The organism is Natrarchaeobius chitinivorans (assembly GCF_003841505.1).
GTDB classification, from domain to species: Archaea; Halobacteriota; Halobacteria; order Halobacteriales; family Natrialbaceae; genus Natrarchaeobius; species Natrarchaeobius chitinivorans.
In genome coordinates this window covers 21,730-39,076 of record NZ_REGA01000021.1, presented here as the reverse complement: position 1 = coordinate 39,076, position 17,347 = coordinate 21,730, and the positions used below count along the sequence as shown (strand labels likewise).

8 protein-coding genes are annotated in these 17,347 nt (G+C 62.3%); all 8 read left to right on the top strand.

All coding sequences use genetic code 11. The annotated features are described in order from the left end of the window. The first annotated feature begins 201 nt into the window (after positions 1–201). Positions 202–1,041 carry a tRNA pseudouridine(38-40) synthase TruA gene (gene truA / locus EA473_RS18715; protein ID WP_124197171.1) on the top strand — a complete coding sequence of 280 codons (840 nt, stop codon included), beginning with the start codon at positions 202–204 and terminating at the stop codon, positions 1,039–1,041. Between the two features lie 182 nt (positions 1,042–1,223). After that, on the top strand, positions 1,224–1,469 hold the full coding sequence (locus EA473_RS18710) for a hypothetical protein (RefSeq protein ID WP_124197170.1): 246 nt from the start codon (positions 1,224–1,226) through the stop codon (positions 1,467–1,469). Positions 1,470–1,525: 56 nt separating this feature from the next. Then, the gene (gene pepF, locus EA473_RS18705; protein ID WP_124197169.1) at positions 1,526–3,319 is read left to right on the top strand and encodes an oligoendopeptidase F; all 1,794 of its coding nucleotides are present in this window, start codon (positions 1,526–1,528) and stop codon (positions 3,317–3,319) included. 139 nt (positions 3,320–3,458) lie between these two features. Beyond that, positions 3,459–4,466 carry a hypothetical protein gene (locus tag EA473_RS18700; protein WP_124197168.1) on the top strand — a complete coding sequence of 336 codons (1,008 nt, stop codon included), beginning with the start codon at positions 3,459–3,461 and terminating at the stop codon, positions 4,464–4,466. Positions 4,467–5,013: 547 nt separating this feature from the next. After that, on the top strand, positions 5,014–14,157 hold the full coding sequence (locus EA473_RS18690) for a fibronectin type III domain-containing protein (protein ID WP_165875330.1): 9,144 nt from the start codon (positions 5,014–5,016) through the stop codon (positions 14,155–14,157). A gap of 700 nt (positions 14,158–14,857) precedes the next feature. Beyond that, a complete protein-coding gene (gene pan2 / locus EA473_RS18685) occupies positions 14,858–16,090 on the top strand; it encodes a proteasome-activating nucleotidase Pan2 (RefSeq protein WP_124197165.1) in 1,233 nt (410 codons plus the stop codon). A gap of 194 nt (positions 16,091–16,284) precedes the next feature. Next, entirely contained in the window at positions 16,285–16,701 is a 417-nt protein-coding gene (locus tag EA473_RS18680; protein WP_124197164.1) for a VOC family protein, read from the top strand. 90 nt (positions 16,702–16,791) lie between these two features. Beyond that, positions 16,792–17,298: a pyruvoyl-dependent arginine decarboxylase gene (locus tag EA473_RS18675; RefSeq protein ID WP_124197163.1), complete on the top strand. Its 507-nt coding sequence runs from the start codon at positions 16,792–16,794 to the stop codon at positions 17,296–17,298. Positions 17,299–17,347 lie beyond the last annotated feature (49 nt).

Sequence of the window (17,347 nt, the reverse complement as noted above, 5' to 3'; positions counted from 1 at the left end):
GTCGACGCCAACATGTGCACACTTGAAGTTCAGTCAGACGCACAGATGACGCCGTCCTCGAGCATCGTGGAGCCGGTTTACGGCAGCCCCTCGTCAACGCGTGACACGGGATTTCCCTCTACGGAGTTGTCACTCGTCGTCGCTCGCGTCTCTCGACGAACTCCCGACAGTATAACACGGACGCTCTCCTCGATAGAACCGATGCGCGCGTTCCGGATCGCCTACGACGGCACCGACTACTACGGCTTCCAGCGCCAGCCCGACGTCCCGACCGTCGAGGACGCGATATTCGACGCGCTTCGGGCGCTTTCGGTCCTCGAGCCCTCGAGTCGAAAACCCGAGGGGTACGCCGCGGCCGGCCGAACCGACGCCGGCGTCTCCGCGCTCGCACAGACGATCGCCCTCGAGACACCCGACTGGCTCACACCGCGGGCGCTGAACGGCGAACTCCCGGCCGACGTTCGGGCGTGGGCGGCCGCCGAGGCCCCGGACGGATTTCACGCGACCCACGAGGCGACCCGCCGGGAGTACGTCTACCACCTGTACGCGCCGCCGGCTTCGGGAGCGGCGAGTGACTGGCCGAGCACCCCAGTCGACGACGACCGGTTCGCCGACGCCTGTGCGGCGCTGTCCGGGACGCACGACTTTCACAACCTCACCCCGGACGACCGTAACACGGAACGCTCGCCGACGCTCGAGTCGACCCGAGACGGGGAGTTTCTCGTCGTCACCGTCGTCGCGGACGGCTTCGCCCGCGAACTCGTTCGGCGACTCGTCTCGCTCGCCCGACTCGTCGGAGCGGACGAGGCGTCGTTCGAGGCGATCGATCGGGCGCTCGCGTCCGATCCGCTGCCGGGACACGAGGGTATTCCACCGGCACCGCCGGAGCCGCTCGTGTTGACCGCCGTCGACTACCCGAACCTCGAGTTCGAGACCGACCCGCAGGCGGCGGAGAGCGCTCGAGCGATCTTTCGCCAGCGAGCGCTCGAGCGACGATCCGGAGCGCGGGTCGCCGGGCAGATTGCCGACGGCGTTCGGTGACTGCCGACGGCGTTCGGTGACTGCCGACGGCGTTCGGTGACACTGGAGACGGACTCGAAGGTGATCGATTTGAATCTGACAGCTCGAGAAGAGCAGATCGAAACCTACCAACCTCGAGGGGAATCGACCGGAACCGGATTCGGGTACGAGCGTTTTTTAGGACCCGGCACACACCTCGGCGCATGGAACTGTCGCCCGAAGAGTACGGTGCCTACTGGCGCGCGTCGATCCGAATCGCGGCAGGATTCGTCGTCGTCTATCTGAGTTACCGGTTCGTCATCACCCACCTGCTCTCCCATCCCGACGTCGGTGCGGTCCTGATGGGGATCTTCCTCTTCGCCGCGATCGCCTTCGCGGGAACGTTTCTCGCAATCCTCGGCGTGGCCCGCGTCGTCCGAACCGCAGTCGACGCAGAAATGCGGGGTTGATCGCGGACCGGTGTGCGTTCGACACTCTTTACCAGCTTCGCGCCGAATCGGCGGCTATGAGTTCCGTTCCCGCCCGTTCCGAGGTCGACGAGGAGTACACCTGGGACCTCGAGAGCATTTACGCGACCGACGACGATTGGGAGGTCGCCTACGAGGCCGTCACAGAGCGAATCGACGAACTCGAGAGTTACGACGGACGCGTCGTCGACGACGCGGAGACGCTTCTCGAGGTCCTTCAGCTTCGCGACGAGATCATGCGCGAGGTTTCGACGGTCGCCGCCTACGCCCGGATGCGCCGCGACGAGGACACGACGAACCAGCACTACCAGGCGCTGACCGCCCGCGCCCAGTCGCTCGCGGCCGACGCCAGTTCCGCGGCGTCGTTCATCGACCCCGAAATTCAGGAGGTTACCCGCGAGGAGTTCGACGAGATGGCCGCCGAGGAGCCGGACCTCGAGACGTACGACCACTACGTCGACGACGTCCTCCGGATGAAGCCCCACACCCGTTCGGCCGAGGTCGAGGAACTGCTCGCCGACCTGGGCGAAGTGACGGGCGCGACGGGCGACGTCTACACCATGCTCTCGAACGCGGACATGTCGTTTCCCGCCGTCGAGGACGACGACGGCGAGGCGGTCGAGATCACCCAGAGCAACTTTACGAACCTGCTCAAACGCCCCGACCGGGACGTTCGCAGACGAGTGTACGAAGGGTACTTCGACGAGTGGGAGTCGATGCGGAACACGGTCGCGACGGCCTACAAAAACAGCGTCAAAGCGGACGTCAAACTCGCACAGGCACGCAACTACGACACGGCTCGAGCGGCCGCTCTCGACGGACCGAACGTACCGGTCGAAGTGTACGACACGCTCGTCGAGTCGGTCCACGACAACCTCGAGACACTCCACCGACACGCCGACCTCAAGCGAGAGGCCCTCGGCGTCGACGAACTCCGGATGTGGGACCTCTACATGCCGCTTACCGGTGACGAAGGGCCCGACGTCGACTACGAGCAGGCGAGCGAGTACGTCGTCGAGGCGGTCGAACCGCTGGGTGAGGCCTACCAGTCCCACGTCGCGGAGGGACTCGACTCCCGCTGGGTCGACGTCTACGAGAACGAGGGGAAGCAGTCTGGAGCCTACTCCAGTGGCACGTACGACACCCAGCCGTTTATCCTGATGAACTATCAGGACGACATTTCCTCGATGTACACGCTGGCTCACGAACTCGGCCACTCGATGCACTCCGAACTCACGAAAGACGAACAGCCGTTCGTCTACTCGGGCTACGACATCTTCGTCGCCGAAGTCGCGAGTACGGTCAACGAAGCCCTGTTGACCGACCACCTCCTCGAGACGGTCGACGATCCCGAGTTCCGCAAACACGTCCTGAACGAGTTCCTCGAGCGCGTCCGGTCGACGCTGTTTCGACAGACCCTGTTCGCGGAGTTCGAACACGAGGCCCACCGGCTCGAGGAGGAGGGCGAACCGCTCACCGCCGACCGACTAGACGAACTCTACGGCGACCTCAAGGCGACGTACTACGAGCCGGCCGCCGTCGACGACCGAATCGCTCGCGAGTGGATGCGCATACCCCACTTCTACCGTGCGTTCTACGTCTATCAGTACGCAACCGGCATCTCCGCTGCGCTGGCCATCGTCGACGGCATCCTCGAGAACGGCGACTCCGCCGCGGCGGATTATCGAACGTTCCTCCGGCAGGGCTCCCGAGAGTACCCCCTCGAACTACTGCGAACGGCAGGCGTCGACATGAGCACCGCCGAACCGATCGACCGGGCGCTTTCGACCTACGGCGACCGACTCGAGGAGATGGAAGCGCTGCTCGAGTAGCCGACGACGATCACAGCGATTCGAGTCGGGGCCGACGATCACAGCGATTCGAGACGGGGCTGACGATCACAGCGATTCGGGACGGAGTCAACGACGACACCGAAAAAACGATGTTTGTTCCACAATATATCGATGTCGTATGAAAAAAGCGATCGTCGATCGATTACGCCAGCCGGAGTATACGGGTGACAACCGATGCGGGGCCTGTACGGCCGTCAACGTCCTCATCGCGGGCGCGATCGGTGCGCTCGTCGCTCGCAAGTCGAAACTGGCCGGCGCGGTCGCCGTCGGCGCGTCGCTCGTCCTGATCTCCCTCCGTGGCTACCTCGTTCCCGGCACGCCGACGCTGACGAAACGGTATCTGCCGCCGGAGGTGCTGGGCTGGTTCGGCAAAGAGTCGGAGCCGGAGATCCACGGCGGACTCGGGGCGGTCGACGCATCGCCAGCAGGGGCCAGTACCGAGCCACCAGCAGGGGCCGACACCGAGTCGCCCGCAGTCGGTAGCGCTTCTACAGCCGACGAGGGTCGCGAACTGGCGTTCGAGGGATCGCAAGCCGAAGACGGCGACGATGGAGCCGACACCGCCGGGAACGAGCAGGCGTCGATCCCGTCGGCCGAGGCGTACTTCCTCGAGCGCGGCGTCGTCGAACCCTGTGAAGACGTCGACGACCTCTGTCTCACCGACGAGTTCGAGACCGCCTGGACGGACGAAATCGATCGGATCGACGCGGACACCGTGGACGCGACCGACGCGATGAGCGCGTTCGGCTTCGACGACCTCGTCGACGACCCCGCCGATGACGACGAGTTCGAGATCGAGCGACACGACGACGCGCGAGTACTCCTCCGAGACGGCCGTCTGATCGGGAAGTGGCCCTCCCAGGCCGCACTCGTCGCCGACGTAACGGCCGCCCGCATCCTCGAGGAGCGCGACGACGACTGGGACGCGTACCGATTCGAAGCCAGAGGTCAGCTACTCAACGGGCTTCGGCTGTTCCTCGAGACGTGTCCGACGACCGGCGGCGAGGTCGTGATGGGCGAGGAGACGGTCGAGTCCTGCTGTCGGTCACACGACGTCGTCGCGGTCACCTGCGAAGAGACGGGCGAGCGGCTGTTCGAACACCCGGTCCCGGAACCCGAGAGCTGATACGGTCTATTGCAACGGTATAGTGTGCGAGCGCAGATGGGTCACGGTCACATCGGAAATAGCGTACAATAGTCCGTATGAAACGGACTGTCGTCGGTTCGGGTGTGGCGTCCGGATGGTCGTGGTCTCACCGGGACATGGAGATACCAGCCCGTATGGATGCTGGTACCGAACCGAGAGGCAGCATCGACTTCTGCCGCCAGAGTGGGGAGGTATAGTAGCCACTGAATGTCACTGCACACCCGATCGCGGGACGGATCGACGATCGGTGTGTAAATCGTTGCAGTTGTTACTACAAAATACATTATGAACTCGGATTCTGATCGCGCGCTCGCGTTACGCTTGTCAGTAACCGATCAAACCAAGTCAGCCGTTCACGTCGTCTCTCGTGGTTACCTGGAGGTATCTTACAAGGAACCACTAGGTAAGCTGAACGTTATTTATATACAATGTTTCTTTCTACTGAATGCTAACTGGTGCAGAGACCTCAGAGCCAGATTCCCGAGCGACCTTGGGCCATCTGCTGGTTCTGATTCTTGGAGTGTTGGTGGTAATTGGCCTGGCGTTCACCGGGACGATCGCCGCAACGGACAGAGACGGAGGTGGGGCCGCTCCCGTCCCCGGTGACGGACCGGAGTGGAACGACATCGGGGCGGAAGTATCCGAGGAGGGGATCACGAAAGCAGTGATCACTCTCGATGGACAACCGGATGGAACCGACCGGCTTGTCGTCATCGAACTCGACGACGATGGAAACTGGACCGAACCTATCATGCATACGGCCGACGGCCTCGAGCTCACCATGGAGGGGCTCGAGCCCGAAACGTCGTACGACGTGAGTGTCCAGGCGCTGGACGAGGACGGGAATATCAGCACTGACGGCCCAGTCCTGTCCGTCGAGACCGGGGAGGCCGACGAGTTCGACTGGCCCGACAAAGCGCAACTCGAGGTCTCCGCGGTCACCGATCGGACGGCAACGCTGACGTGGGATGCAGCCGAGCCCGCCAACGAAGCCGGGTTTTACTACCTCATCGTGACCGAGAAAGAAGAGGGCGTTCCAGTAGGAACGCCGACGTTTGAACGGGATCAAAACGGAAACTTCACTGCGTACGATGGAGAGTTGACGGTCGAGAACGACCAGTTCACGTACGAAACCGGGGAGATATTGGCCCCCGAAACCGAGTACGAGTTTCAGGTTATCTCCCAGCTCGGTGACCACCAGACGGATCCGTTAACCGCGTCCGGAACCACTGCCGACGCTGCACCACCGGAGTGGGACGACGGCGTCAGCGCCACCGTAGAGCAATCGACCGAGAGCAGTGCGGCGGTTACGATCGACGACTATCCGATCGCGTTCGAGGATTTCGACGAACTCGTGTTCTACGACGGCGACGGAACTGAGATCGACGCCCACGCGCTGAGCGATCTCGAGTACGAACTCGAGGGGTTGACCGCTAACACACCCTACGAGGTCACCGTCGAAGTTCGTGACCGGTTCGGGCAAGAAAGCGCCGACGGGCCCACCGTCGAGTTTACGACGAGTGCGGCAGAGGGGCCGCATGACGTGAGTGCGGACGCCAGCCGGACGAACGTGACCCTCACCTGGGAGGGGCCCGACACGGGAACGTACGTCATATCCCGAAACGGTAACGTCGTCGAAACGCTCGATGCCGAGAGCCTCACCGAGTTCGCGTACGAGGACTCCGGACTTGAGCCCGCCGTCGAGTACGAGTACGAAATCGTCCGCGAGATAGACGGTGAGGTCTCCGGGACGGTCTCGGACACCGCCGTAACCAGTTTCGTCGGCGCGACGGCGAAAGCCAGCGTCAGAGAGGACGGGAGTTCGAGCGGTCAAAACGACAGGGCGTGGGAGTCCGAACTCAGCGGTGACGGACGGTACATGGTCTACGCGGGCGGGCAGATAGAAGATCGGCTCGAGCGGATCTATCGGGTCGATCTCGAAACCGGCGAGCGAGAGCGGGTCAGCGTCCACGGGCCCGACGAGTTCACGTTCGAGACGCCGTTTAGACAGCCGACGGTCAGTGCCGACGGAAATCACGTCGCGTTCAGCACGGGGCGTTCGTACGAGCGCAATCAGGTGTACGTTCGCGACATCGCAGCCAACGAAACCGAACTCGTCAGCTACCACGAGGACGCATTCGGTGACAAATTCGAAGGAGATAGCTCCAGTCTGAATCCGAGCATCAGCGCGGACGGACGGTACGTCGCCTTCGAATCCGAAGCGACCGATCTGGTCGACGAGTCCGTCGACGGGACCAACCTGTTCGTCTACGACCGTAGCGAAGACGAAATGCACCTGATCGAGGTGAACGAGTCCGAAGGAACGCTCCAGCCAGACATCAGCCCGGACGGAAGCCACGTCGCCTTCGAATCCGACGAATTCCGTACCGACGACATGCCCGAGGACGTTCCCGACGAACAGGCGAACGTCTTCCTCTATGACCTGTCGACGACGGAGTTCGTGTGGGTGAGCAAACCGAACAAGGGAGACGTTCCCGACGGAAGCAGTACGCAACCCGCGGTCGCAGCGGGCGGTGAGTACGTTGCGTTCCAGTCGAACGCGGATAGCCTGACCGCCGACGAAATCGACTCGACGACGAGTTCCACTGGGACGTACCGATACAACAGCACCATCGACACTGTCGAACTCGTGAGTATCGACAACGACGGAAACGCGCTCACACCGCGCTGGAGTCCAGCGATCACGCCCGATGGCCGGTACGTCGCGACGAACAGGTACCATTTCGACACCGAGACCGGCGTCATGACCGACTTCGCCTACAACAACGCCGGCGATCGGTGGGAATGGTCGTATACCGGTGGTACCATCTCGACGCGGGACATGTCGATCAGCGACGACGGGATGACCGTCGGCTACCGCGTCTCCCCGTTTGGATCGAACGTTCCGAACCTTGTCCCGGGAGACGACGGTAACGACGATGCGTACGTTACGTATCTGGGTGACGACAGCGTGCTCGAGCCCCCCTCGTGGGACGACAATGCCGATCTCGAGACGAGCAACGTCCAGGCGGGGACGCTCGATCTCGGCTGGGACGCCGAGGACGGAGCGAAGTTCTACCACGTCTACGTCGACGACGAACTGTTCACTACGACCTCGAGTCAGACGACCGAAACAGTGATCGAAGATCTGGGGCAGGGGACGACGTACGATCTGCGAGTCGAAGCCATGAACGAGCGAGGCATCGTCTCCGAGAGCGGGCCCAGCACGTCCCAGACGATGGCCGAGCTCGAGGCTCCGTCGTCCATACGAACCATGCCGTACGACACGGGGGTGCTCGTTACGTGGTCCGACGACATGGAAGGCGGCGAAATATGGGCCGCCGAGTTTTACGCCGATGGCGAGTCCCGCGGATACGGAGATGAGGACGAGGGATGGTTCCTCGATACCGGACTCGAACCCGACACCGCCTACGACTACGAAATCGTATTCTACGACGGATACTACGCCGACGGAGAGTACAACACGGTTACCGCCCTCGCTGCCGTGACGACCGCGGCCGAAGGCGGCGGAATCGAAACGGAGCTCCTCGATCGGTCCGCCGACGGCGAACCGTTGTCCCGGCACTCCCGGAATCCGGATCAGACGTCCGACGGAAACGCGGTCGTCTTCGAGAGCAGGGCCGACGTGTTCGACCTGCCGAACGAGGCGCACTTCCGACAGATCTATCTCCGCTCGGTCGAGGACGACTCACTCGAGTTGATCAGTCGACCCGATGGGGCGGGAACGGACGTGGCAGGTGACGGCTCGAACCGACTCCCGCGAATCAGCGCGGACGGCTCGAGCGTCGTGTTCCGGTCGTCTTCGGACAACTTAGACGACAGCGTCGAGAGGGAGAGTGGATCAAGTTGGCAGCTGTACGTCCGCGACAGAGCCACCGATACCACGCGTCAGATCACCCAGATCGATGGAGAAAGCGCTGACTCCAGAATTCACAGCGAGTACGACGTAAGCCGCGACGGAGAGCGTATCGTGTTCTCGACCCGCGCAACGAACCTTCACTCCGATGCAGATGGCGATGCGACACAGGTATATCTCGCCGACCGAACCACTGGCGAGATTACGCTCGTTTCGACGGGAATCGACGCGAGCCCGGCCGATGACGACGCCGACAACCCACTGATTAGCCACAACGGCGAGTACGTCACGTTCAGCAGTGACGCAACGAACCTCGTCGAAGGCGTCACCAACGATCAGGACGACATCTACCGGTACGAGGTCGAAACCGGGACGGTCGAACGAGTGAGCGTCACTGCAGACGGCGAAGAGATCCCGTACCCAGATCCGGACTCCTTCTGGGGAGACGACGCGCGATCCCCTGCGATCGATGCGACCGGAGAGACGATCGCCTTCCTCTCACGGAGTGAAGCGCTCGGATCTGACGGTGACGACTATCAAATTTTCATCTGGAGTGAGGAGACGGGCACCACCGAATCCGTCGAGGTAGCAACCACGTCGTTTGCCGACTACGAGGTCGAAACGGGCGAACTCTCGCTCAGTCCCGACGGCCGGTTCGTCGCCTTCGAATCGTCGTCGTCGATCGCAGTGCCGCGAGCGAGCGAGGCGGACACGCATCTGTACGTCTACGACAGGACCACCGGATACACGATGCGTGCCGACGTGAACTCGATGGGCGAACCTGCATCCGAAACACACGCCGGCAACATCCGTCTTGCGGACACGAACACGCCGACGCTCCTGTACACGTCGGGAGCGACAAGTCTCCACGACGACCTTGGCGACGGGACGTCAGACGACAAGGTATTCAGAACCGAGCTGAGTCGGTTCTACGCCGTCTCCGACGTCGATCCGCCGAGCTGGGCACCCGGAACCGAACTCGAGACCGTTCCCGTCGGACAGGAAGCGATCCAGCTGAACTGGGAACACGCGGTCCACGAAACGGGCGTAGACTCGTACGTTATCGAGAGCGACGAGCTAGAAGATACCGTCGTCGTGTCGGGTGACGAAACCAGCATGATCATCGAGGGACTGACGTCCGATACGACATACACCTTCGAGGTGTACGCCGAGGACGCGGGCGGACAGCAGAGTCCGGCCTTGACCGGAACCGAGACGACGCTCTCTGAAGACGACGTCGTCACGCTGCTTGCCGACGTCGACGGCGGTGTCGTCACGCTGAGCTGGGAGGCTGCGACAGCGGAAACAGGAGTTCAGGGCTACCTGATTCAACACCGCGAGCCGGGTGGCGACTGGACTGATAGAGCGACCATCGACGACAGGGAGACCGTCGAAGCGACCGACGCCGGTCTGCGCTCGAATACGACGTTCGATTACCGCGTCCTCAGACTCGGCGGCGACGGTGAAACGCGCCCGCATACGACAGTCGCGACGATCGAAACGCAAGCACTGGTCGTCGAACAAGCCGTCTGGCAGGTACTGGAGGGCGAACGTAGCGGAGCCCTGGTGTCACCCGAAAGTGAAATCGGAGTGACGGTCATCGGAAAGGCGAACCAGGACGTCTCGGCAACGGTGAACTACAGCGTCTGGGACGATCCAGCGGCTGAATCGCCGGTCAACGAGACGATGACGATCGAACTCGAGGAAGACGAAACCGATCCCGGGCGGTACGACGCTGCGTTCACGCTTCCGGCCGACACCGCACAGGTGTCCGAGATCGATGCAACCCTCACCGACGGTTCGACGGGGGTCGAAACGCCGGTTTCGGAGCTTCCGGTTACCGTCGCAGCCAGTGTGGAGTTGAACGCAACCTGGCCCGAGGAACTCGAGTTCCCCAGCAACGCACGGTTGAGCATCTGGAGCGAGGAGGTACAGAACGGCGAAACCAGAACGTTCGATGAGGAACGAACCTACACCTTCGATTCGGTCGACACCGGCGAGGAACTGCGGACGGAGTACCGAGTCCGCATTCGGGAGCGGGGAACGAATCAGGTGCTGTACGAGGAGTTCCACGACGTGCGCGCCGGCTCGGTCGTAAACGAATCGATCGAAGACCCGGTCGAGTCGGCGACACTTCACGTAAACGTCGTCGATCCCGATGGCCAGCCGGAACAGTGGGTGCGCATTCGTGCGACCGACGTCGCGACCGATCGCTACCTGGGGCGGATCTCGAGCGACGGGACCGACGACCCGGTGGAGATCGCCTCGCACCGGCAGCTGCTAGCCGGTGAAGAAATCGATCTCGAGATCGATGGAACGAGCGCTGTGCCGTACCGGTTCGATACCGAGAAACGAATCGAACTTGAGCCCGGTACGAACGTCGTCACGTTCGAGTTAGAAGATTGGGGTGAGAAGGTCAACCTCAGCGGAACCGTAACGGACGTAGATGGCGATCCCGTCGACGGCGCACAGATAACGGTTATTCAGCGATACGGAGAGAGCAGGTGGGAAGGGTTCACGTACACGGACACGACCGGTTCCGATGGCGAATACGAACTCGCGGTGCGGCCCAACGGCGATGTCTCGCTGTCGATCACCGATCAACACGACGACGACGAGATCAGAGACGTCGCCGAGACGACTATCGCGGTCGGAACGGAGTCGCTCGAAGAGGACGTCGTCCTCGATCGTGAGCGTCCCCGAAGCATCGATCTCGAGTCGATCACCTACCGCGTCCCGGGTGCGGACGAGCCACAGACGATCAGTTCGTTCGGCCGGTCCGAAGCCGACGGCCTCAGGCTAACCGTTAGCGGTGACGGCATCTCGACGTGGCGTGCGACTCGAAGAGGCGAGTACCCATACCAGGGTTGGGTCGCGGACGGCGAGGAAGTCGATATCTGCGTGAATACGGCCCCACTCGGAGTGAGCGGCACTCACTGCGAGACCGTCGTCATGGACGAGGACGACCGGGACGTCGGCGTTGAACTGCAGGTCACCAATCCTGACGGTTCGCTGGCGTCGGCATCCGGTATCGTCACGGCGGATCTTCGGACGGCTGATGGAACCCAGTGGGACGGCACAGCCCAGGACACCTCCGCGTGGACGGCACGACTCTACGAGAAATCCGGCGGCGAGTACAGCACCCTTCGAACGTTCGATGGCACCGACGGCGACGTACAGTTCAACCTGGCCGAAGAGGGCGAGTATCGCCTCCGATTCGTCGGAGAGTATCGCGGCGTCAGTCAGTTCACGGAAACCACGTTCGAGCTGACCGAAACCGACAACGCGACGGATCTCGGCCAGATCGAAATGGACTCCGAAGGTCGGTTCGGGTTCCAGTCCGGAAACACGATCACCGGACCCACTGATCCGATACTGCCCGGATCGCAGGGCGTCGTTCGGGCGAACTACGAGAACGCCGGCGACGGATCGGTTTCCGACGCCGAAGTTAGCTTCGATCTCCCTGACGGGCTGTCCTACGTCGACGGCAGCATCGTCCACGACGGAGACGCGATGGTCGACGAAGACGACGTCAGCGTCTCGGACGGAACGGTGACGCTCCCGATCGGAACGATCGACGACGGCGGATACGGGTCGATACGGCTCGAGGTAGAAGCCGAACCCGAGACGAGCGGTCAGGACGTCGAAGTTCCCGCGACCATCTCGTTCAGCGACGGGAGCCACGAAGACGAGTGGTTCGGAAGCGCCGACGTCCAGATCGGCAGCATCTCGCTGACTGCCCCAGCTCAGGTGAGCGAACACGAAGTCGAAGTGAGCGGACGGGCACCGGCGGAACACACCGTTGCACTCTACGCCGACTCGGTCCGTATTGGCGAGACGACCGCGGCACCGAACGGGTACTGGGCGATGTCCGCGGATCTCCCCGCGGCGGATCCCGACCATGAGTACGAATTACAGGCGAAAGCGACCAGCGAAGACGGAAGCGAGAGTCAGCTAACGTCACCTGCAAGGGTCACGTATGATCCCGGTGCGGTCGAGTTGACGGAAGTGCGTTTCAGACAGAGCGACGACGACGCGGAGGTCCAGAACCTCCCACCGATCGCGCTCGGAAACATTGACGCATTCCTGCCAGCGACGTCCGAACAGGTCAGCTTCACGCCGAGCAGCAACACCCGATTCCCACGAACTATGCTTGCCGGACTCTCTTTCGAGTTCGAACTGGCGTTCGACAGACCAGACGACGTCGAAAACGCCTACGTGTTCGTTGATGGTCCTGCCGGTGGTATCGGAGAGGCTACCCAGAACGCGGACGGCGAGTGGGAAGCTACCATCGAAACCGATCGCGAAGCAGCCTGGTCGCTCGGAGAGATCTGCGTCGCGACTAACGTACCAGAAGAGAGCATTCCACCGACGGGATCGATGCCACAGGACAGCGACGTGCTGGACGACATCTACGGCAACTTCGCGGAGGAATGTGATCCCGTCGCCAATCCAGCATGGAAGATCGACCCCAGCGGATACGTCTACGAAGTCGAACCGGAGAACACGATTCCGGGGGTCACTACCACGGTGTTCGAAAAGAACGACGACGGCCAATACGAAGAGTGGGATGCAGAGTGGTGGGGCGAAGAGAACCCACAAGAAACCGACGCAGCTGGCTGGTACGGCTGGGACGTCCCCGAAGGAGAGTGGCGCGTCGTCTACGAGAAAGACGGCTACGAAACCGCCTACAGTCAGGACGTCTACGGAGAAATCGAGGTTCCGCCGCCGCGGTTCGACGTCGACATCCCGCTGAAATCGCTCGAGTCACCGACCGTCGAGACGGTCAACAGATCTGTGGACAACGATGCAGTTACGGTCGAGTTTACACGTCACCTCGATACGGCGACCGTGAGCGAAAACACGGTGTTCGTCCGAACGACCGGAAACGACTCCGAAACAGTTGACGCGACGGTCGTCTTCCCGGAGACGGTTGCCAATCCACACACCGACTCCGACGACGAGACGCTGTCCCGGCAGGTTCGTCTCGAACTAAATGAACCGTTAGCGCCCGGCGAGTACGAACTCGTCGTTCGTGACCTCGTCGAGTCGTATGCGTCGATTCCGGTAGCAGACGAGCATACGGAACCGATTCAGGTGAGCGAAGCGGGATTCCTCGAGGTTTCGGTTGACTCGACCAACAGCCCGGTAACGGCTGGTGAGACGGTGACTGTCGATGTTACCGTCGAAAACGTCGGAGAGAAGACCGCCACGCGGACGATCGATCTGCTGGATTTCGACGGCACCGTGGTCGACAGCGTCGATGTCGAACTGGACGGGAGCGACACAGAGACGATCGAGTTGCAGTGGGAGACGACTACCGGTGACGATGGAACGGGTACAATCGCCGTCGCGAGCGGAGATGACGCCGAAACCAGCGACGTAACGATCGTGGACCCGAATGGCTCGTCGTCACCAGGACAATCGCCATCACCATCACCCGGTGACGATACTGGCGCTGACGACAGCGAGGATGCAGACGTTGACGACAGCGAGGACGCAGACGTTGGCGACAGCGAGGACGCAGACGTTGGCGACAGCGAGGACGCAGAGGTTGACGACAGCGAGGACGCAGACGTTGACGACAGCGAGGACGCAGACGTTGACGACAGTGACGAGAGCGAGAGAGACGATGCAGACGGCGTCCACGAAGACGGCATAGCCAGCGACGATGACGACGGTGGTGACGACGACGTCGACGATGGCAGTGATGATAGTATTCCTGGCTTTGGCGTTCAGGTTACACTGCTTGCGCTGTTCGCTATCGGTGTCCTCGCAGCACGGCATCGTTGACATCCACCCTGCGCTGAAGCGCGAGGCTTTCGCCTCGAATTTTCCGTAATCGGCCGATTTCGAGTTCAAACCTTTAGTAACAACTGAAACGATGTACACACCGATCGCCGATCCCTCCCGCGATCGGGTGTGCAACGACGTTCAGTGGCTACTATACAGTCACGCCGTTCTTTCTCGTGTGAGTTCGTCCAGAACGTCCCGAAGCCCACGGTCTGGAACGGAAATAGCGAGATCGCGAAGTGACTTCTCCGTGGCGATCAGCGCGCTTTATCCGACTCGAGTCGCGTCACGAAGAGACAGACGGCGGACGGGAGTTGGAGACAGTTCGGGATTTTACAACCACTTCTCATACGGTTTACTCTACGTCAGTACCGAAGACCGCGGGACTGCTCCCGGTCTCCGGTACACCGGTACTGCAATCCGTATCAGACAGTCATCGACGATACCGTCACAACGGTGTGTCCCCTCTCGAGATCTCGGCTTGTCCGATCACGAACGGTATGCTAATCAATTGAATATAGCTCGAGGCCGGTAGCCCGCTCGAGCCACCCACACCCCTGTAAGCGCCAGCCGATCGGTTCGGTTCCACCGAAATTCGGGTCCCGCCTACCGCACGAGGGCTCGGCTCCGCCGGTCGCGCAAAATCCGTCCGCGACCCAAAGGCACATTTATCATCGAGGACTTATCGACGCACGTCAGGATGTCTCGAAGCCCGTCTCTCCCCGACCGACCCCATCGCGATATCGACCCCGATCTGCCGGACGACGAGCGGATCGAGGCGCTTCGCGGGCACTACGAGGATCTCGTCGAGGTCAACGAACAGCTTTCCGACCAGCTCGAGGAAGCCGACCAGCGCCGTCAGCGTCTTCACGAGCGCGTCGACCGCGTCGAGCGCGAAAACGAGACGCTGAAGAGTTCGTCGCTGTACATCGCGACCGTCGAGGACGTCCTCGACGACGAGGAAGTAATCGTCAAACAACACGGCAACAACCAGGAGGTGCTCACGGAGATTTCCTCCCGACTCGCAGATCGGGTCGCCGCCGGCGACCGCGTCGCCGTCAACGACTCGTTTGCGATCCAGACGATTCTCGACGCCGAAACCGACGCGCGCGCCCAGTCGATGGAGATCACCGAGCGCCCCGAGGTCGGCTACGAGGACATCGGCGGCATCGACGAGCAGGTCCGGGAGGTCCGGGAAGCCGTCGAACAGCCCCTCGCCGAACCCGAGATCTTCGAGGAGGTCGGCATCGAACCGCCGAGCGGCGTCTTGCTGTACGGACCGCCGGGAACGGGCAAGACGATGCTCGCGAAAGCCGTCGCCAACAAGACCGACGCGACGTTCATCAAGATGGCCGGCTCGGAACTCGTCCGGAAGTTCATCGGCGAGGGCTCCCGTCTCGTCCGCGACCTCTTCGAGATGGCCCGCGAACGCGAACCCGCCATCATCTTCATCGACGAGATCGACGCCATCGCCGCCACCCGAACGGAGTCGAAGACCTCCGGCGACGCCGAGGTCCAGCGGACGATGATGCAACTGCTCTCCGAGATGGACGGCTTCGAGGCCCGCGGGGAGATCCGCATCATCGCCGCCACCAACCGCTTCGACATGCTCGATCGCGCGATTTTGCGCCCGGGCCGATTCGATCGACTCATCGAGGTTCCCGAACCCGACCGCGACGGCCGCGAGCAGATCCTCGAGATACACACGCGCGGGATGAACGTCGGCGACGACATCGACTTCGCGACGCTGGCCGACGACACCGAGGGCTACTCCGGAGCCGACATCGAGAGTCTGGCGACCGAGGCAGGCATGTTCGCCATCCGTAACGAACGGGACGAGGTCTGTCACCAGGACTTCTTAGAGGCCGTCGAGAAGATCGAAAACGACGACTCGAGCGACGTTATCTCCTCCGCCGGCTACTTCTACCAGTAACGCTCGTTCGGGATTCGAGACGTTTCGTATCGCCACGCGCGAGCGAATTCGCTCGAGCGCCGGCGGAGTGTGCTTCTTACGCCGACTTTCTTCGAGTCGTGCCGATGGGTTCGGAACCGGTGGCCGATCTGGGACCGTTCGTATACCCGCCGGCGGTAGGTGACTTTACGTCGGTTTCCTAACAACTTCCGGTAATGAGCGACGATCACGCTGATCCCGACCACGGCGGCGAGATTCACCACCTCGAGATCTCCGCCTCCGACCTCGAGGCCGCAGTCGACTTCTGGGGATGGCTGCTGACGGAACTCGGCTACCGCCCGAAAGAGTCGTTCGAGGGCGGCCGGTCCTGGATCAACGGACCGACGTACGTCGTGGTCCAGCGATCCGATCATCCGGATCGGCCGTTCGTTCGCCGCGCTCCAGGGATGGACCACGTCGCGTTCCACGCCTCTTCGCGCGAGCAGGTCGATACGATTACCGAGGGGGTTCGAAATCGGACCGATGCCACGGTTCTCTACGAGGACCGCCACCCCTACGCCGGCGGCTACTACGCGCTTTACTGTGAGGGACCGGACGACGTCGTCGTCGAAATCGTCGGCCCCGAGGAATGATTCGATCCCTTCGCAGGAAGTGATCGACGCGACTCGAGATCCTCCATCTCGAACCGCAACGCCTTACGTCGCGCGTCCCCGAAAACGGCTATGAGTCCGATCCGAGTCGTCTGGGGGGTCGCCTCGGCTCCGACGGAGATGTCGTCCTACGACGCCGCGCTCGCGGAGGCGGGCGTCGAGAACTACAACCTCGTCTCCGTCTCGTCCGTTATTCCCGCAGACACTGTTGTCGAAGCCGTCGGCACCGCACCCGACCTCGGTCCGGCCGGCGAGCGCCTGACCGTCGTCGAATCTCGAGCGACCGCTACCGGCGAGGAAGCGAGCGGAGATACGACGTCGGTAACGGCAGCGCTCGCGTGGTCCCAGTCCGTCGACGGCGGACCGGGGCTGTTCTACGAGTGTGCCGATACCGGCGACGACGCCGACGTCGAACGTCGGGTTCGCGACGGGTTGGCTGCGGGCCAGGAGCTCCGGGACTGGTCGTTCGACGAGCCGTCCGTCGTCCGCGAGAGCGCCGAGGCCGAACCCGGAACGTACACGACGGCGGTGGTACTCGCGGTCTACGGCGAGAGCGAACCGATCCTCTCCGGACGGTAGGACAGTACCACGCCTGAAGCCGTTGACGGTCGTCGTGCGTACCGGTAGC

What these genes read in the sequence shown, in the direction of transcription:
- truA (WP_124197171.1), top strand. Translation starts at nt 202, where the DNA reads ATGCGCGCGTTCCGGATCGCCTACGACGGCACCGACTACTACGGCTTC.
- pan2 (WP_124197165.1), top strand. Translation starts at nt 14,858, where the DNA reads ATGTCTCGAAGCCCGTCTCTCCCCGACCGACCCCATCGCGATATCGAC.
- EA473_RS18710 (WP_124197170.1), top strand. Translation starts at nt 1,224, where the DNA reads ATGGAACTGTCGCCCGAAGAGTACGGTGCCTACTGGCGCGCGTCGATC.
- EA473_RS18700 (WP_124197168.1), top strand. Translation starts at nt 3,459, where the DNA reads ATGAAAAAAGCGATCGTCGATCGATTACGCCAGCCGGAGTATACGGGT.
- pepF (WP_124197169.1), top strand. Translation starts at nt 1,526, where the DNA reads ATGAGTTCCGTTCCCGCCCGTTCCGAGGTCGACGAGGAGTACACCTGG.
- EA473_RS18675 (WP_124197163.1), top strand. Translation starts at nt 16,792, where the DNA reads ATGAGTCCGATCCGAGTCGTCTGGGGGGTCGCCTCGGCTCCGACGGAG.
- EA473_RS18680 (WP_124197164.1), top strand. Translation starts at nt 16,285, where the DNA reads ATGAGCGACGATCACGCTGATCCCGACCACGGCGGCGAGATTCACCAC.